The organism is Paenibacillus dauci, from assembly GCF_000971985.1.
GTDB lineage: Bacteria > Bacillota > Bacilli > Paenibacillales > Paenibacillaceae > Saccharibacillus > Saccharibacillus dauci.
The window spans coordinates 42,917-60,973 of sequence record NZ_KQ040798.1; the positions used below are offsets into that span (position 1 = coordinate 42,917).

Here is an 18,057-nt window from a genome sequence, read left to right on the forward strand (position 1 = left end):
AACCAAAATAAAAGGTTTAAACACAAGTTCCTTATATTAGGCGAAAGTGATTTTTCCTTCATCCAGCGAAGCAATCTTGACCAGCGACTCCAGACGGATACCCTGTTCACGAATCGATTGTGCTCCATTTTGGAAACTTTTCTCGATCACGATACCTACACCAACCAGTGTCGCCCCGGATCGCTGAATAATTTTGACCAATCCGCGAGCAGCATCTCCATTCGCGATAATATCATCGATAAACAGAATGCGATCTTCGGCAGTAATAAACTGCTGGGACAATACAATATCCGTTACGATCCCTTTGGTAAAGGAAGGAACACGCTCGACCAGTGCATCCGGATCTGCAAGCAGTGTCTTTTTACGACGGGCAAATACAAGTGGCACTCCCAGCTCGTATGCTGTCGCAAAAGCTACGGGAATACCTGATGATTCCACGGTTACCACGCGGGTAATCTGCTCGGAGCGGTACAATTCTGCAAACTCCTGTCCCATACGCATCGTCAGCTGTGGATCTACCTGCTGATTCAGCAGTGCATCCAGCTTCAATACATCATGGGATAGTACGGTTGCTTCTGCCAAAATTCGTTGTTTGAGTTCTTCCATTAGTTGTCCTCCATCACTGGTATTCTGATGGCTTGTGCTGCCTCAGTATTCCGTTATCATTGTTGACTATTTGCCAGTTCAGCAGCAGATTTACTGCAATATACTTATTTATCGTAAATCTGCTGTCCTTGTCTTACGCATACAGCCGATTATATCATGCGTCAGGATAATCTGTAGCATGGATTTAGTGTAATTATGCTCTCCCGGCAGCAGAAATGGCAAAGCAGACAAAATTCTGTTTCTTTTCCAGACTCTTACTCTTACTCTTACTCTTACTCTTACTCTTACGTTCAATCGTTATCCGACTGCTGCATCGTTAGATCAGATACCGAATGAAATGGATTGTCTGTGAGGTATTCCAGGTACAGCCTTTTGAGCTCATTGACTACATGGGTGAGGGAATACTGATTTTTGGCTTTCTCCCAGCCGGTACGGGCCAGCTCGTAACGATACGAAGGATCATTGATTACTTTCTCCAGCGCATCGGCCAGCAGCTGTTCCTGATCCGGAGGTACCAGCAGGCCATTGACTCCGTCTTCGATCTGTTCAGCAATTCCGCCTACATTCGTTCCGACCAGAGCCAGCCAGCAGAGCGCAGCTTCGGCAAATACGGAACCAAACGCTTCCGCCCGAGAAGGCAGCACGAAAATATCGAAAAACGGCATAAATTCTTCCGGATGAAGCGTATATCCATAGAAAATCGTATCTTCGTAAATATCCAGCTGCTGAGCCATTTGCTCCAGCTCGGTTCGGCTTGGTCCATCCCCGATAATATGCAGTACATAATTATGACCGCGCTGCTTGAGGATCGCACATGCTTTGAGCAGCGTATCGAGTCCTTTGGCAGGCACCAGACGACAGACGGTCATCAGCTGTGGTACTTCATTTTCGTGCGGCACAGGCTTAAAGCGTTTTTCATCGAATCCGTTCGGCAGCACCTCAATCCGCTCAGGGTACTCTACATAAGCAGACAGGTAGGATCGGAATGAATAAGACACGGTCATCAGACGATCTGTGCGATACTCCAGTTCCCGATATAAGGAAGTGAGGAACTGCTGCTCCATACTGCCTTCGGCAATTTTGCCGTTTAGCAGCAGTTCGCGTTCATAACTGGAGTGTACAGTCTGCACAATAGGTGTCTCCGGGAACACCTCCCGCATAACCAGACCGACCAGCGGATGATGGGAGTGAATCAGATCATAGGGTTTATTCAGCCGCAGCTGCGCCCACCAGCGATAATCACGATAAGTCTGGATATATTTCTGGACCACAGGGCTTGCGCCATACTGCGTCCAATCGAACGTCTCAAAAACGACGTCATCCTTGCCCTTGTTGCGTATCCGTTTGGGTAAAGAGAAAATCTCCATCTCCCAGCGCGCAGAGCTAAAACGCTCCTGCAGATAGGGAATCATGGATGAGACGCCTCCCGGTTGCTCAGGAGGAAAAAATAGGGCCTGCAGCAATCTCAAGAATATTCCTCCTTTCCCATACTCGTCATTTTATTATATCAACATATCCATGCTGATCATCAAGTCTGACTCTATACTACAAGATTGTATCATGTATCGGAACAGACCAACATCATAAAACCGCTCAAATTCATGAGCGGCTTCTTGTGAAACGTTATACAGTTATTGCTATATCCAGGTACCGCGATCGGCGATCCAAATGATATCGGCCGAATCCTTTAGGTTGCTCGCTGGATCAGCAGGTCACTCCGGCGTATTTTTTCAGCATATAATAGACGCCATCGTCGTCATTGGACCTTGTAATTTCGTCAGCAGCCGCTTTGACTTCCAGCGGCGAATTATCTACCGCAATGCCAAGACCCGCATACTGCATCATAGACAAATCATTATAGTAGTTGCCGATCGCCATAATCTCTGCAGGTGCTATCCTGCGGCTCTCAGCTAGTACCTGTAGTGCCCCCCCTTTGGAAGCACCCGGATGCATGAGATCAATGAAGAATTCTCCACTTCGCAAAATATTAAATTCTGGCGTCCAGAGGTTCCACTCCTTATAGGCAGCATCCAGCTGTTCTGGTGTAGCAAATGCACTTAATTTCAGCACGGGAGAGGACAGCTCTTCCCAAGCGGGCAGCAGCTGCGGCTTCAGCTCGAAGCTCTGGAATTTGGCATACATCTCCTGCGCCGCTGCCTGCATATTCTCGGGCGAATCGACATAGATCTCAAATGCTGTATTGATATCAAAGTGAATATGGTGCTGGCGACAGTAGTTCATATATTGATCCAGTGCCGCCGTATCCAGCGGAAACTCGTGAATTACTTTACGCGTACCTGTATGCACGGTAGCTGCACCATTATGCACGATCACATAACCTTCCTCATGCAGTCCCAGCTGCTCCATATAAGGAATGGAGTTAACTGGAGTACGTCCGGTGCAAAAGACAATCTCGGTTCCCTGTGCAGCTACTTCTTGAAGCGCTGCAGCCGTTCGGGAGGAGATCTCGTGGTTGCTGTCCAGCAGCGTGCCGTCCATATCCAGAGCAATTAATCGATAATTCATTGATCCACCTGCCTATTTGTCAAATGTAAAATGCGGAATAAATGATTGTTTATTGTGCTGTATCTTCTTTTCGGCCTATGGATTGAAGTTCGTCTGCTGTCAATTCGCGATACTCGCCAAGCGGCAGCGCAGGATCAAGCTCCAGCGCTCCCATGGAGAGGCGTTTCAGGTAAATGACCTTTTTGCCTACCGATTCGAACATCCGCTTGACCTGATGGAACTTGCCTTCGGAAATAGTGAGCTGAATCAGCGATACTGTACCTTCCGGTGAAGGCGTATGTTCCAGAATACGCAGTTCTGCCGGCAGAGTCTCGTATCCGTCATCCAGCGTAACTCCCTGACGGAAAGCCTCGATATCTTCGTCCGTCACTTCTCCCAGCACATTCGCTTCGTAGGTTTTGGGCACATGTTTGCGCGGCGACAGCAGATCGTGAGCGAGCTGTCCATCATTGGTAATCAGCAGAAGCCCTTCGGTATCCTTGTCCAGACGCCCTACCGGGAAAGGCTGAAATACCTGGTACTCTACATCCAGCAGATCCACTACCGTCCGGTCGCGCCGATCTTCGGTCGCCGAGATCACGCCTTGCGGCTTGTTCATCATCAGATAGATATACTCACGGTACATAATTGGTTCGCCGTCAAATTCGATGCGATCCTGATACGGATCAACCTGCAGTCCGCTGTCTTTGATTACTTTGTCATTAACGGTCACGCGACCCTGTTTGGCTGCACGCTTCAACTCACTACGTGTACCATAACCGAGATTGCCCAGTATTTTATCCAAACGCTGCTTCTTTACGGATGTACTCATAATTTAGATCCATCTCCATCCTGCCGGGTATTCGTTTTTGAGTGTGTCTCCCTGCTGCCATTTGCCCCAGCCTGCCGAGCAGCCGTCAATGCATACAAGTACATAGCCGCGCGGCGATACATGTTCATCACACTCGATGCGTTCTGCCGGTACCGACAGTGTCTCGCCTTTGAGATAGGATATGGCTTCAGGAGAATCAGCACTCAGATTGATTCTTCGTCTGGCCTCTGCAGGCATCAATGCTGCCGCGAGCGCATGTCCAGGGGTGAATCGTCCATTTTTGCACGAACCGAGATACCAGCCCGGGCGAATGACTTTGAGTCCCTGGAGACGATTCTCGTCAATCGGCGCCCGGTACAGATTCTGACCAAAGGTAATCATATTTTGTGTATTCCATTCTCCGTTGAGCTCTTGTCCGCTGAATTCCTTCCATAATTGCAAAGGTTCGATCTCTTCAGGTACCGGAGTGCGACTGCTGGAGGTAGTTCGTGACGATTTTGAGGATTGGCCTCTGGATTCTGTAAGGTTTCGGCCCTCTATCCGATCGGCGCGCCGTTCTGCTTTCTTATCGGTCCGCTGATCGGGTCTGGAAGCCGTATGACGCTGCGGACGTTCTTTGTATGAGGTCGCTATCAACGGTGGCTCTGCAGGTACGTATTCGGGATCACGTACTGCCTGATGATCTAGTACAGCGATATAGTGACCTTCTCCCTCCAGCAGATGCGGCCATAGTCGTACAGTCCGCTCTGTCTGTGCAATGGACTTTTCGGATAGTGGTGTATATCCTTCTGCAGCGATAGCAGACAATACGGTATCTCCCTGCTGAATCTCCTGCTCTACCTGGTGTGCCCATTCACTGCGCCCAGGGCGGAAATGCTCTGCATGAGCAGGCAGGGTGACACTGAAGTCCGGATGCTGATCCAGAAATACAGCGATACTGCGTTCATTCTCCTCCGGTGCAAAGGTACAGGTGGAATATACAATCCGTCCGCCGGGTGCGAGCATCGTAGCTACCGTCTGCAAAATATCACGCTGCATAATGGAGCAGCGCTCAACAGAATGATTTAGCCACTGACGCGCAGCATCATCGTCTTTGCGGAACATGCCTTCTCCGGAGCAAGGAGCATCCACCAGAATCTTGTCAAAGAAGCCGCCAAATCGCGTAGCGATCGTATCTGGCGATTCATTGAGAATTACGGCATTACGAACCCCGTATAACTCCATATTTTTGGCGAGTGCACGTGTACGTTCTGCACTCAGATCATTGGTGACCAGCAGACCCTGACCCTGCAGTGCTGCAGCGATCTGTGTAGACTTGCCACCCGGGGCAGCACACAGATCCAGTACTCGGTCACCGGGCTGCACATCCAGTGCTTCAACCGGACTCATCGCACTCGGCTCCTGTATATAATAGAGGCCTGCATAATAATATGGATGCTTGCCTGGACGTGAAGCAGCATCTACATAGTAACCGGTAGGACACCAAGGGATGGATCGCAGTTCGAACGGAGATTTCTCCTTAAACTGCTCATTTGAAATTTTCAATGTATTTACACGCAATCCTGCACGTGGAGACTGCTCATAACTATCCATAAAGGCCTGGAATTCATCACCAAGCAAATCCTGCATCCGCTGCACAAATTGCGGCGGTAATTGTACTGACATAAGATTATAGGCTCCTTCGAGGTAAATAACGTAGTGGTTTGGAACAAGCTATATTTTAGCATATTTCGTGCATCCTGCGGCGACAAAACAAAAAGCCTGCCCTAGATGGGCAAGCTTAACTGTGCAGGTGGCAAATGCATCTAATAGTACATATTTGTCTGTATTCTTATCTTTAATTTTAAGGCTATCTAATGTAAGTACTGCCAGTTGCCAATTTGGAGTCACTTGGCTTTGGGTCCGCGCTCGTATCCGGTACGCTGCGGAGTATTCACCGGAATCGTATGTGATGCTTCTTCGACAGCCTGACGCAGCTGTGGATCGACAATCTGGATATCCAGGTCATAAAAGGTAAACGGTTCCTCATCATAACGCTCCAGCTTTTGAATATACAGCTGCACATCATCCAGCAGCTTTTGCATATTAATCCCAAGCATCTGTGGAGGATATGAAGCCAGCTTACGGTAGCTGCTTTGCAGCATTTTCAGAGCGCCGCTAAGCTTGTTATACGTAGGATGAATCGTCCCATTACGGAAATGATACAGTCCGACTGCTACCTGAAGCAGCCCCTGATAGACAGGCTCTCTATCTTTATCCAGCCAGAGCTCCTCCAGCACCTCATGACACTCAAAATAATCACGATCCCGGTTAAAATACACCAGATAAGCCACATACAGAGGTTCAAATTCAGTGCTCATGATTTTCCTCTTCAATCGTTCGTGAAGCAGCCTTGCGCATACGCTTGACATCATCCGCCAACTGGCGCAATCCTTCAAAGTCCTTGTTTTGCCACAATGCATTGAACTTGTCCTGACTCTCGATTGCCTCTGTAATCATATGATGGAAATACAGACGATGAATATCGGTCAGTACTCGCTGTACAATGCTGGCATCATCTTCGAAGCTCCGCTGGGCATCCAGAATGTCCTCGCGAATACTGGACATTTCATTATCCAGAATCATCGCTGCTTCGGCTGCCGTTTTGAGTCGGTTGCGAATCGGTGTCGGCAGACTCTGACGGTATTTATAATTCAGGGAATGCTCAATCGTCGCCCAGAAATTCATCGCCAGTGTACGGATCTGAATCTCTGCCAGTACGATTTTTTGACCGAAGGCAGTCTGTACCGGATACTCGGCGATCATATGGAAGCTGCGGTAGCCGCTATCCTTGAAGTTGGTAATATAGTCTTTTTCATAAAGAACAGTCAGATCCTTGCGGGCACGAATATACTGTGCAACCCAGCGGATATCCTCCACAAACTGGCACATAATCCGGATGCCTGCGATATCCTCAATTCCTGTCTCAAGCTCAGTCATCGGAACGTCCAGACGTTTGGCTTTATCCAGAATGCTGGATATTTTTTTGACCCGTCCGGTGACAAACTCGATCGGTGCGTATTCTTCCCTCTTTTTGAGTTCGGCGCGCATAGTTTTGAATTTCACCTTTAATTCTTCAACCGCTTGTTCATAGGGAAGCAAGAATAATTCCCAGTCTCTGTCATCCATCTTCATGCCTCCTCAGTCTATGACCTCATTCTTTCGAATTTACATGTATTAGGGGGTGGATTAGCGATGGTCTGCCCCAACCGCTTCCGAGATATGTGTGAAGCCGTCACGCTTCATAAGCTCACGGATACCGTTATGCAGCTCACGGGTCACCTGAGGACCTTCATAGATAAACGAAGTATAAATCTCTACCAAGCTCGATCCTGCCTTGATCTTGTCATAGGCATCCTGACTGGAGAAAATACCTCCACAGCCAATAATCGGTAGTTTGCCGCCAGTCTGGCGATAGACGCTGGCAATAATCTCGGTGGAACGCTCCGTCAATGGCCGTCCGCTGAGGCCGCCTGCCTGTCCCGCATCTGGATGGGTTAATCCTTCTCTCGACAGGGTTGTGTTCGTTGCAATCAGACCTGCTGCTCCACTGGACTGAATAGTATCTACCATGTATTCCAGTTCGGCACTGCTCACATCTGGTGCAATCTTCACCAGCACAGGCTTGGCTGAACCATGCTGCTGCTCCTGATGCTTCATTTCTGCCATGACGGCAGCAAGCAGTTCCTTCAGCTCATTACCATGCTGGAGGTTGCGCAGATCCGGCGTATTCGGTGAACTGATATTAACCACAAAGAAATCAGCATACGGATACAGGGTACGAATACAGGATTCATAATCCGATGCTGCCTGCTCATTCGGCGTCACTTTATTTTTGCCGATATTCACAGCAATCGGAATCGGACGGGCATTCAGTTCCTGCAATCTTGCTGCCATTGCGTCTGCACCTTCGTTGTTGAATCCCATCCGGTTAACCAGCGCCCGATCAGATGGCAGACGAAACAGGCGTGGCTGTTCATTACCCGGCTGGGGCTGGGGTGTAACCGTCCCTACTTCCATAAATCCAAAACCCGATGCCGATAACCCGGGTACTGCCTGGGCATTTTTGTCCAGACCAGCTGCCAGACCGACAGGTCCGGGGAATGTAATCCCGAACAGCTCTGTCGTCATATCGGGTGTACTGGTAATGCCATACATCGAATTCATGGCTGCCAGCGTACCGGGAATACGCACGCCTGCGCCCAGTCCGCCGATTACAAGATGATGCGCTTTTTCCGGGTCCATCCGAAACAATACGGGTTTGAAAATGTTACGATATAACAAGTTGCATTCACTCCGTTCCTGGCATTGGCAAACCGCCTCGATGCGTATCCTGCAAGGCCTTGTCCGGCCAGCCTGCAGATTTGATCTCTATAACAGTTTATCCTGTTCCGGGTCAAAAGAAAAGCGATCTTCTCGTTTTAAGAAGACCGCTTCCCGATTGCTGTTTATGTTCATTCGTTGTACACGTTTGATAGCGGTTTATTTAATCCAGCCAGTGATAGATCGTATTCGGATCTGTCTGATTCTGACTTTTATTGGTCTCAAAACGCTTCTCCGGGACCCAGACCTTACCGGGCAGTACATCATTGGCAATAGTCACTTTGGTTCCAAGCGGTATCATATCGAATAACTCCTCTACATCCGCCTGATCCATCCTTACACAGCCAAGTGATTCATCCATCCCGATACTATCCGGTTCATTCGTACCGTGAATCGCATAGTGACTATCGGACAGCTGCATGCCACGACTGCCAAAATCCCCATCCGATTTGCCATTTGGATTCATGACTTTAATGGAAATGTTAAATGTACCTTCCGGTGTTCTTGCCCCGCCAAGTCCTACTTCATAGTTGCGCAGCAGTACCGATCCACTGGCTACAGCAAGACGATGCTTTTTCTTGTCTACGATAATCTCAAGCGGTTGCTTGAAATAAGGATGTCCGCCCAGCGTAGAAGCCATAATTTGCGCGGCTTCGCTATCTTTACCTGCAGCTGCTTCAGCAGGCAGTTGGCCGCTGCTGTGCAGTGCTTTCAAAGCTGTAAAAGTCTGGTTCATCGTCTCTGTGCTGCCGGACAACCAGTTGCCCGGGAAATCCGCTTCCAATTGATTGGGCTGAGCAGGTAATGCTCCCTTGGCTGTTTGATAATGGGAAATAGCAGTTTGCATCGCAGCCAGCTGCTCCTGTTGCTGCATCCATGCTTTGGCTTCTTTTTGGTAGTGTCGCAGCTGTCCAGGCTTGCACTGGCAGTTTTTGGCATCATATGATTGAACAAGGGTCTGTCCAGCATTATCGCCTTCTGCCAAAGTGTACATTACCGGCAGTTCGGGCTTCCAGAGCAGCCATTTATCTACCTTTTGCATACCCAGCACTACCGCTGTATCAGGTGCACTTCGCTGCGCCTGCTGCTTCATATAACGGGCAACCGCATCTCCTGTCTCGTCACTTCCATACGACAGTTCCATGGCTGTAAAGGCAAGAGGCGAATGAAAAAGAGGCTTTTCCTGCTGCGATTTATCCGTACCCACACTATTGGCAGTTACATCCGATTTATTGGGTTGATCCTTTGCCGCAAGCAGAGTCTGGTCATTTGGAGCAGCTACCGAGCGCATCATAATCAGGAACAGCAGAGCGACTCCCAGCAGACTATAGCGCCAGCGTCGTATTTTTTGTTCACGTTTATGAGCCATTTCCATAACTTTGGCTTCGTAATCCTTGAGTACATCCGCTGGTACTTTGCTATGTTCAAAAGCTTCGTAAATATCACCAGCCCGGTTATAACAGTAGTTGGCTTTGCCGACCTGTCCATCCGCCTCGTATTCTTTGCCCAGCAGGTACCAGCCCATCCGGTTATTCGGATGCATTTTGACATAACGCTTCAAATACAGTAAGTTTTTCATTGATCCATCCCCGGAATGGCTTCCGACTCTCCCTTCTTTGGAATATCAGATTATGTATTATTCTCTGCACAGAGTATGCCTATTATCTTCTATATCGGACAATTCTGTTTATTTGGCATAGGGCTGGCGAATCAATTTAGATCGCATGATTTGCACAAAAAACGCCCTGTCCACCAACGCGGTGAACAGAGCGTTTGACCAAAGCCATTTTCCCTAGAGAAATTAGGCTTCTTTGTTAAATGGAGCATCTTCGATATGAATCGAATCGGTAGGGCAGCCATCGCATGCATCCTGCATATCTTCGAACATATCGTCAGGGATAGCCATTACGCCGCGATTGTTGTCGCCATCGAAGATAACTTCAGCCAGACCTTCATCATCGTAATCATAAATGTCAGGTGCTGTAGCTCCACAAGCACCGCAAGCAATGCATGTATCCTTATCAACCCAAGTAAATTTACTCATCTGTATTCCTCCTATCCATGCTTTCCAGTAGTCTTTGTATCGGACCCCGGTCTGTACATATAAACAAAATATAATATAAACCTTCGAGAATTTCAAATGTATTACCAGCTGTTTTCCAATTATGAACATCTAATTGTTCTAAAATCAGAAGTGCGTCATGTTAAATTTTACCCTTTAAGCCGCCCAGCCAAACGATCGCTTTTACATAGGTTCCTCTTCCTGTGTAAAACGCTGTCCATCCCGCTGCAGCGAAGTTCCTCTGATCTTGTGATTGCGAATCAACACGGAAGGATCATTACCGAGCATACCAGCAGTGAGCAGGGCGCTTTCACCAAATTTGTCACGCAGCTGGTCGATGACCTCATTCAGCTGTTCTTTTTGCGGCTGACGCCCATAATCGAACAGATCCAGCTGCACAGCAGCTTCATCACGCGGCAGCAGATTTTGTAAAGTAACCCCGAGCAGACGAACCGGCCCTTTGCCTGCCCAGTGCCTGTCATATAGTGCACAGGCTTCATGATACACTTCTTCGGTAGTCTCTGTGGGTACAGACAGCGCCTTGGAACGGGTAATGGTCTTCATATCCGGTGTGCGGATTGTAATCTGCACCGTTCGTGACATCAGCTTCTGACGCCTCATCCTTCGGCACACCTGGTCGCTCAGATTCAGCATCACCCGGCGTATATCTTCCTGATCCTGAATATCCGCCGGCAAGGTCGTGGTATGACCAATCGACTTGTTCGGTTCGTGATCAGGCTCGACAAGAGAATGATCGGTTCCATTGGCAGCCTGTTTGAGCCAGCTCCCCTGAATACCGAACCTCGCTTTGAGTCTTGCTTCATCGGCAGCAGCCAGTTGTCCAATTGTACGAATACCCATCTCCCGCAATTTGGCCGCTGTCTTGCTGCCGATGCCGAATAATTGTCCACATGGCTGATCCCATAATAGACGAGGCACATCCCGAATACGGAGAATAGAGATTCCGTTGGGCTTTTTCATATCCGAAGCCATCTTGGCCAGTAGTTTGTTCGGTGCAATCCCTACCGAGCAGGGAAGTCCCAGTTCGTCCTGGATACGCCGCTGCAGATCCGCTGCAATCTCCAGCGGGGTACCGAACTGGCTGGAGCCTGTAATATCCAGATAACATTCATCAATAGAAGTTGCCTGCAGTAGCGGTGTATAGCTGTAAGCAATATTCATAAATGCAGATGAATATTTGCGGTACAGGTGAAAGTCCGGTCGAATCACGATGATATTCGGACATTTTTGCAGCGCCTGACCGACCAGCATACCCGTCTTCACTCCACGTCCGCGGGCTTCATAGGAAGCGGTAACGACGATACCCTTACGCTGCTCGACACTGCCGGCTACCGCTGTCGGCTTTCCTTTATACTTGTCCGGCTCCTCGGCAGCATGCACCGAACAGTAAAAGGCATTCATATCCACATGCAGAATCACTCTACCGCGCGCCGGATAGTAGGCTTTATTTCCGTTCATCGCTTCCCTCCTTCTGCTGACCGGCATCCTGCGGATCACATGCGTACAAACGTTCTATTTTATTATAAAAAAAGAATAGCTATCTGACAATCAACTTTGGCAGTTATTCTTGTCTCCAGCTCTGCATAGCATGCTCCGCATAGTCATACATACACTCATACAGCTGCGAGTGCTCGTCCAACTGTATCATCCGCTCGGCGGTTTGCAGTTTTGCAGCAAATGCTTCCGTCAGGTTGCCTGCTGCATCCCTGTCTTGCTCAAGGGTGCGCTGTAGATTAAGCTCTTCAATCAGAACGGCCTCCTGTCGTAACCCGGCATCCTGAAGCGCAGTAATCAACTGCTCAGACTGACGACGCGTATCAAAGTTATCCAATGCTATAAGCAAGCCATTCATTTGCAGCTCGGTATCATAATCGATCAATAGCAGTAGATTACGTATCGCAAGCGGCAGACGGCCCCATTTGCTATGAATCTGCTGTACATATGGCTCCTTGTACATGATACCGACGATCTGCTCGATCCACTGCTCGCCTGTTTGCACTCCACTGTCGGGCAGGAGTGGCTCGTAGTATTCCCGTTGCATCAATTGTTCGTCGTAAGCATATGGGTATATCATGGCTTCCATAATAATCCGTTTCAACTCGTTACTGCGCCGAGCGGATGAAGTTCGTTCCAGCAGGTCTGCACGTTCCAGCTGATCCATGACTATACCAGCGATACGCGGATTCGGTGTCATCAGGAATTCCTGTTGACTCTCGCGGAAAGGGTGTATTTCCAGCACCTTGCCAAGCAGACTATTCAATGAAGCGCTGCCTGCATATAACCCCGCTTCCGGATCGGTACATTCAAATTTGAGAAACATGATCATTTTGTTGAGTGCCATAATTTCTGCATGGTTAATCTCGATCGTGCGTGATATTTCTCCCTGCTGGGGCTCCAGTCGGTATTTATTGAAATAGTCTTCCATCCTGTTATTCTCCCTTATCCTGTCATGAAGTAATCAGCCAGCGCAGCATATGAACCTGTTTGGATTCCAGAATGATCGCGCAGGATTCCAGCTTGTTCAGCATTACCTGCTCCTGTTCCGACGTTAATCGGCTGCGATAGGAACGGCCTGAGACATGCGTCCAGTTATTTAACTGATGAATGCTTGCCTGCTTAATCCAGCTTGTTCGGGTTCCAGCCATAATATCCAGCAGACTCTCCAGATGCTGCCATCCTCCAAAAGCCGGCAGCAGACGCAGCATGTTACGCTGTACGTGCACACAGTCGCTGTTTACAATACCATGTACCAATTCATCTTTTTCCAGCAAATAAGCATGTCTTTGAAAAGCTTGTACTGCTTCTCTGGATATTCCTTGCTGTCTGTCCAGCAATGACTGCCACAGCAGTTCCTGGTAGGTATCTGCATCCAGACGTGCCAGACTGTGGACAACTGCCTTCCTGACATGTATTGCCGGATAATGCATATATTCCGCGATAATTTCGGCATCTGCTCGCTGTCCTGTCTCTCCCAGACCATATAATGCTGCTGCAAGATGTTTTTCATTATCGGACCAGATCTTATCCATATAGAACTCCGCGTACGATATGGATTCGCTTAGCGCTAAATGTCTGCGTGCAATTTCCCTGATCACGGCATTGCGATCCAGCAGCCCTTCTCTCAAAAAAGGAATAGCCTGTTCAGGAAAATGATGTGCTATCAGTTCCAATGCTTCACGCCTTACGGAGGGAAACGAATCCTGTACCATCAGCAAAAGGATTTTTTGCAAATCTGCACCGGATAATACATTACCTGTCCTTCTTGCTGCCCACAGTCGTATGGAAGCATCCCGGTCGTACAGCGCTTTTTCCAGCACTTCTACCGGCACAGCTGCTCTTGATTCCAATGCCATCTGCAGACAAAAACGCCGCATATCCCGGTCTGTCGATATCGTTCCCTGCTCCAGTTCCGACAGGCATTCCGATTGACGCAGCAGGTCGTATATCGATTCAGTCAAAGCCTCATAACGGTCTCTACCGCAGCTTTCCAGACGCTTAACCAGTGTAATATTGCGGATAAAGGCGCCTGCATTATGCGTATGTATACGCTGCTTTAATGCTTTGTACGTATGAAATCGGATCGGAGATACCCAATCATTCATCCGGATCAACAAAAAAGGAATTTCCGATCCATCATGAAACTGGATAATCCGTTTTAAAGCTTCTTCGCGCACATAACCATTCCAATGGAAACTGGCCATAATAATCTTGACCGGATGTACGGTGGCCGGCCACTTTTTTATATTTTCTGCAGTCAGATGAACCCACTGACTGGCATTCTCTGTGAACCCGTATGGAAGATATTCACGCATCTTCTCACTTAACCATACCAGATCGGATGGAGGACAATGCTTCAGCAGATCACTGATTGTATTTTCGGCAGCCGTTTGTAATTCCAGCTCTGGTGATTCCAGAAAAGGCGTCAAGTACGGGATAGCCGCAATCTCTCCGGAACGCCGGATCAGCCGGATCCATTTGCTGTTTTGCTGCTTGTATAATTTGTTGATGCATACTTGTACCTGCTGGGATAATTCTCTTTTTGGTCTGGACATCATGCCGACCTCCTCACTTCGGGTATATCTTTGATCTTCACTTTCATTTAAAAGAATTATATCCTGATACATTAGTCTATTACATCTCTACGTTGCCATAAAGCCAAATCCACAATTCCTAGATCAGCTCTATTCATAGACAAGCAACAGCCGCTGCTCTCAGCAACTTTTGGGGTTGCAGCAACGGCTTGTTCCCAGCTCGTCTAGTTATCCTTCTGTACCAGTTCCGCCTGGATACCGCCGCAGAAAAAGCTGCCGGATAATCCCTGCGCCGCTTCAATATCCACTACCATATCGGTGCCATCATAGCGGAAATCGACTTCCGAGATCACATTAAGACGCGCATCCGGCGGAGAGAATTCGATATCAAACGCCTCCATGAAAGTAAGCTTCACTTCATGGTCTGATAGAGGTTCTGCCAGTTGAACTGTTAGCTCGACCCGATCCTTGCCGATCTCGTATCCGGTAATAATTCCTTCTTCAAAATCAGGAAAATGCCCCAGCTCGGCAATGATCTCTTTGCTGCCGCGAATAGAAACAGTGGGTGAAAAAGCCAGTTGAATAATCGTCTGATCTCCCCATGTTAATTCTTCCTCACTGATATAAAGTGTAATCTGTTCTGCATCCAACTGACGCACACTGCCTACGACATAATCACCGGCCTGCAGCATGACAATATCATGCAAATCAAACGGCAGCGGCTTTTCCAGCTGATACCGTATTGTATATTCCTTGCCACTTTGTTCTACCTTCTCGATTGCTACTTTCATATTTGTGCCTCCATTCTTTTGGATCGCCGTGTATAAGCTGTATATTCAGCAAAATTATCGTATACCTGACATATATCCAATGCTATAATAACGAATTATACTAAAAAATAAGGCATCTCTGACACCCGCAATAAAATGTTTTTGAATCTTGGTCCAATACAAGGGGGATTCCATATCATGTCCACATCTATATCGATTTTCGATACGACGCTTCGCGACGGCACCCAGGGCGAAGGCATCAGCCTCTCTGCCGACGATAAGCTGAAAATCGCTAAAAAACTTGATGAACTCGGTGTACACTACATCGAAGGTGGTATTCCGGGCAGCAATGGTAAGGATATTGAATTTTTCAAGCGTGTACAGACACTTGGACTGAATGCCAAGATCACCGCTTTTGGCAGCACACGCCGCAAAGGCAGTTCAGCACATGATGATGCCAATTTGCAGCGTATGGTTGAATCTGGCGCCCAGGCCGCAACACTGGTCGGCAAATCCTGGGACTTTCATGTTCATACGGCACTGCAGACAACGCTGGAGGAGAATCTGGCGATGATTGCCGACTCTGTCGCTTATCTCAAGCAGCAGCATATGGAACTGATTTTTGATGCCGAACATTTTTTTGACGGGTATAAAAACAACCCCGAATATGCTGTATCCGTACTGCGCGCCGCTCATGCAGCAGGTGCAGATTGGCTAACCCTCTGCGATACGAATGGTGGCACACTTCCGCATGAAGTGTATGAGATCGTATCCAGATTGACTGCCGAGCTGGATGGGGCTTCACTTGGTATTCATACCCACAACGACTGTGAACTGGCAGTAGCCAATACGCTCAGTGCCATACAGGCAGGAGCACGTCAGGTACAGGGCACGATGAATGGTTATGGTGAGCGCTGCGGCAATGCCAACCTCTGCTCCATCATTCCTAATCTGCAGCTCAAAATGGATTATTCCTGTATCACTCCGGAACAGATCGGTCAGTTGACCAACACGGCACGTTATATCAGCGAGATCGCCAATGTGCATATGCCAGTCAATCAGCCGTATGTCGGCAATGCTGCGTTTGCCCATAAAGGTGGCATTCACGTCTCCGCCATTTTGCGTGATTCCCGTACGTATGAACATATCGAACCTGAGCAGGTTGGCAACAAGCAGCGTATTTTGGTCTCGGAACTTGCCGGTCAGAGCAATATACTGTCCAAAGCCAGAGAAATGAATTTGGAGCTTGATCCAGAGAATGAAGAGACCCGTCAGATCATTGGCAAAATCAAGGATCTGGAGCATCAGGGTTATCAATTCGAAGGCGCCGATGCTTCCCTGGAACTGCTGCTGCGCGAAGCCAATGGCGAGTTCAAAGAACTGTTTGTATTTGAATCCTTTAAAATGCTGGTGGAGAAAAATGCCGGATCTGCCGTCGTATCGGAAGCATTCGTCAAATTACGGATTGGTGGAGAAAGCGTCTATACTGCTGCCGAAGGCAATGGACCGGTCAATGCACTGGATAACGCACTGCGCAAAGCACTGGTCGAATATTACCCGAGTCTGCGCGAAATGCATCTGTCCGACTACAAAGTTCGTGTACTGGACGACGCCGATGCTACAGCTTCCAAAGTTCGCGTCCTGATCGAGTCACAGAATCTGCAGACCACATGGAGCACGGTTGGAGTCTCTGCCAACGTTATCGAAGCCAGCTGGGAAGCGCTTGTTGACAGTATTCGTTATGCCCTGCTTGGTCAGCAGCTGCCGGATCAGAGCGATCATCAGGAATCGGCTGCACATGGGATTGTAAATCACTGATGAGCTTTTCTTGCTAGCCATACACTGTAACGCTTCATAGTGTTATAGTACTCCATATTAGCATTTCATTATTTTTTATTATCCAAAAGATCTCTTTGCCTGATTACTTGCATAATAACTATAGATCGCGGACAATAATGCTTAGACCGCTGCTATAGCGAAACGCAAGAGGGCATCGGGATCTTTTTTCTGGTCAGGCCATGCCATAAGCTGAACTAATTGTACACCAGCTATTTGATTACATAAATTTGTATACATAAATTTGATCACACAAATCTAAGTACATAAATCTAAGTAAATAAAAAGAGACTCCCTGTTATACAGAGAGTCCAAGTAGAGAGGGTAATACGCATGGCAGACTTGTTGGGCAAGGAAAAGAATCCTACCATTCATCTCGCTTCCTCTGCCCTGGAGCAGATTGCAACACATATGGTTTCTTCACCTGCTGCAGAAGTCTGCGGAGTACTGCTTGGTAAAAAAGCAGCGGGCGGTATGCATATCCACTCGTACCATGGATTACGCAACGTCGCACCTGACCCGCTGCATCATTTTTCCTTTGCACCCGAAGAATGGATTCCTTATTGCTTCCAAAATAACAACTTAATCGGTATTTTCCACTCCCATCCGCTTACAGCACCGATCCCTTCTATTACCGACACAGAGCAGTTGCCGGAATTTGCATCCATGATCTCGGCGTATTTGATCGGTTCGCCTGCGCCTTTGTCAGATAAATATGTAGCATCTACCGAAAGGGCGGAATCTGCACAAGGAATAGAACTGGTAAACATTCATCCGCCCATTACCAATTCGCTACCCTGCGCGATTCCAATTTCTACAACACCAAGTTGCGCTATTCATTCCATATGTGACATTAGCTCACTTCCGGAACTGCATATAGGCTCTTATCAGGTAGCCAGACGCTCCTCCTCATCTTTCAGCAAAATTGACGCTCAACAACCGATGTCTTATGCATTATTACCTGCTATTCTGCATATCGGGTAAGCTTCCAGTCTGCATACTATTTAAAGTCACACCCTATTTAGCATCGTA

General features: G+C 48.1%; 16 protein-coding genes. 2 read left to right on the top strand and 14 right to left on the bottom strand.

The window, feature by feature from the left end:
• Nucleotides 1–36: 36 nt before the first annotated feature.
• From WH46_RS00225 to WH46_RS00290, 14 genes are all read right to left on the bottom strand, one after another.
• Entirely contained in the window at nt 37–606 is a 570-nt protein-coding gene (locus WH46_RS00225; RefSeq protein ID WP_017813873.1) for a xanthine phosphoribosyltransferase, read from the bottom strand.
• Nucleotides 607–896: 290 nt separating this feature from the next.
• Nucleotides 897–2,075 (bottom strand): glycosyltransferase family 4 protein, encoded by a 1,179-nt coding sequence (locus WH46_RS00230; RefSeq protein WP_017813872.1) that lies wholly within the window; start codon nt 2,073–2,075, stop codon nt 897–899.
• 235 nt (nt 2,076–2,310) lie between these two features.
• Entirely contained in the window at nt 2,311–3,132 is an 822-nt protein-coding gene (locus WH46_RS00235; protein WP_046225314.1) for a Cof-type HAD-IIB family hydrolase, read from the bottom strand.
• A gap of 49 nt (nt 3,133–3,181) precedes the next feature.
• On the bottom strand, nt 3,182–3,943 hold the full coding sequence (locus WH46_RS00240; RefSeq protein ID WP_046225315.1) for a pseudouridine synthase: 762 nt from the start codon (nt 3,941–3,943) through the stop codon (nt 3,182–3,184).
• Between the two features lie 3 nt (nt 3,944–3,946).
• Entirely contained in the window at nt 3,947–5,608 is a 1,662-nt protein-coding gene (locus tag WH46_RS00245; RefSeq protein ID WP_046225316.1) for an RsmB/NOP family class I SAM-dependent RNA methyltransferase, read from the bottom strand.
• 221 nt (nt 5,609–5,829) lie between these two features.
• Nucleotides 5,830–6,303 (bottom strand): DUF309 domain-containing protein, encoded by a 474-nt coding sequence (locus tag WH46_RS00250; RefSeq protein ID WP_046225317.1) that lies wholly within the window; start codon nt 6,301–6,303, stop codon nt 5,830–5,832.
• Nucleotides 6,293–7,111 (bottom strand): GTP diphosphokinase, encoded by an 819-nt coding sequence (locus WH46_RS00255; protein ID WP_017813867.1) that lies wholly within the window; start codon nt 7,109–7,111, stop codon nt 6,293–6,295. The genes WH46_RS00250 and WH46_RS00255 overlap by 11 nt, the downstream gene beginning before the upstream one ends.
• Before the next feature lie 60 nt (nt 7,112–7,171).
• On the bottom strand, nt 7,172–8,266 hold the full coding sequence (locus WH46_RS00260) for a quinone-dependent dihydroorotate dehydrogenase (protein WP_017813866.1): 1,095 nt from the start codon (nt 8,264–8,266) through the stop codon (nt 7,172–7,174).
• Between the two features lie 202 nt (nt 8,267–8,468).
• Nucleotides 8,469–9,884, bottom strand: coding sequence for a L,D-transpeptidase (locus tag WH46_RS00265; RefSeq protein WP_046225318.1), 1,416 nt, complete (start codon nt 9,882–9,884; stop codon nt 8,469–8,471).
• 222 nt (nt 9,885–10,106) lie between these two features.
• Nucleotides 10,107–10,349, bottom strand: a complete 243-nt coding sequence (locus WH46_RS00270) for a ferredoxin (RefSeq protein WP_046225319.1) — start codon at nt 10,347–10,349, stop codon at nt 10,107–10,109.
• A gap of 201 nt (nt 10,350–10,550) precedes the next feature.
• Nucleotides 10,551–11,846 carry a DNA polymerase IV gene (locus WH46_RS00275; protein WP_046225320.1) on the bottom strand — a complete coding sequence of 432 codons (1,296 nt, stop codon included), beginning with the start codon at nt 11,844–11,846 and terminating at the stop codon, nt 10,551–10,553.
• A gap of 103 nt (nt 11,847–11,949) precedes the next feature.
• Nucleotides 11,950–12,813 (bottom strand): hypothetical protein, encoded by an 864-nt coding sequence (locus WH46_RS00280; protein WP_046225321.1) that lies wholly within the window; start codon nt 12,811–12,813, stop codon nt 11,950–11,952.
• A 22-nt stretch (nt 12,814–12,835) separates the two neighbouring features.
• Complete coding sequence (locus WH46_RS00285) at nt 12,836–14,443, bottom strand: HEAT repeat domain-containing protein (RefSeq protein WP_156172209.1); 1,608 nt, start codon at nt 14,441–14,443, stop codon at nt 12,836–12,838.
• 200 nt (nt 14,444–14,643) lie between these two features.
• On the bottom strand, nt 14,644–15,210 hold the full coding sequence (locus tag WH46_RS00290; protein WP_046225323.1) for an Imm50 family immunity protein: 567 nt from the start codon (nt 15,208–15,210) through the stop codon (nt 14,644–14,646).
• 177 nt (nt 15,211–15,387) lie between these two features.
• On the opposite strand from WH46_RS00290, the gene cimA reads away from it, so the two are divergent.
• Nucleotides 15,388–17,007 (top strand): citramalate synthase, encoded by a 1,620-nt coding sequence (gene cimA, locus WH46_RS00295; protein WP_017813859.1) that lies wholly within the window; start codon nt 15,388–15,390, stop codon nt 17,005–17,007.
• A gap of 351 nt (nt 17,008–17,358) precedes the next feature.
• On the top strand, nt 17,359–18,009 hold the full coding sequence (locus tag WH46_RS00300) for a Mov34/MPN/PAD-1 family protein (protein ID WP_046225324.1): 651 nt from the start codon (nt 17,359–17,361) through the stop codon (nt 18,007–18,009).
• Nucleotides 18,010–18,057: the final 48 nt, after the last annotated feature.

Excerpts from the sequence above, each read along its gene's own strand:
- WH46_RS00225 (WP_017813873.1), bottom strand. The coding sequence starts at position 606 with ATGGAAGAACTCAAACAACGAATTTTGGCAGAAGCAACCGTACTATCC.
- WH46_RS00235 (WP_046225314.1), bottom strand. The coding sequence starts at position 3,132 with ATGAATTATCGATTAATTGCTCTGGATATGGACGGCACGCTGCTGGAC.
- WH46_RS00240 (WP_046225315.1), bottom strand. The coding sequence starts at position 3,943 with ATGAGTACATCCGTAAAGAAGCAGCGTTTGGATAAAATACTGGGCAAT.
- WH46_RS00245 (WP_046225316.1), bottom strand. The coding sequence starts at position 5,608 with ATGTCAGTACAATTACCGCCGCAATTTGTGCAGCGGATGCAGGATTTG.
- WH46_RS00250 (WP_046225317.1), bottom strand. The coding sequence starts at position 6,303 with ATGAGCACTGAATTTGAACCTCTGTATGTGGCTTATCTGGTGTATTTT.
- WH46_RS00255 (WP_017813867.1), bottom strand. The coding sequence starts at position 7,111 with ATGGATGACAGAGACTGGGAATTATTCTTGCTTCCCTATGAACAAGCG.
- WH46_RS00265 (WP_046225318.1), bottom strand. The coding sequence starts at position 9,884 with ATGAAAAACTTACTGTATTTGAAGCGTTATGTCAAAATGCATCCGAAT.
- WH46_RS00270 (WP_046225319.1), bottom strand. The coding sequence starts at position 10,349 with ATGAGTAAATTTACTTGGGTTGATAAGGATACATGCATTGCTTGCGGT.
- WH46_RS00275 (WP_046225320.1), bottom strand. The coding sequence starts at position 11,846 with ATGAACGGAAATAAAGCCTACTATCCGGCGCGCGGTAGAGTGATTCTG.
- WH46_RS00280 (WP_046225321.1), bottom strand. The coding sequence starts at position 12,813 with ATGGAAGACTATTTCAATAAATACCGACTGGAGCCCCAGCAGGGAGAA.
- WH46_RS00285 (WP_156172209.1), bottom strand. The coding sequence starts at position 14,443 with ATGATGTCCAGACCAAAAAGAGAATTATCCCAGCAGGTACAAGTATGC.
- WH46_RS00290 (WP_046225323.1), bottom strand. The coding sequence starts at position 15,210 with ATGAAAGTAGCAATCGAGAAGGTAGAACAAAGTGGCAAGGAATATACA.
- cimA (WP_017813859.1), top strand. The coding sequence starts at position 15,388 with ATGTCCACATCTATATCGATTTTCGATACGACGCTTCGCGACGGCACC.
- WH46_RS00300 (WP_046225324.1), top strand. The coding sequence starts at position 17,359 with ATGGCAGACTTGTTGGGCAAGGAAAAGAATCCTACCATTCATCTCGCT.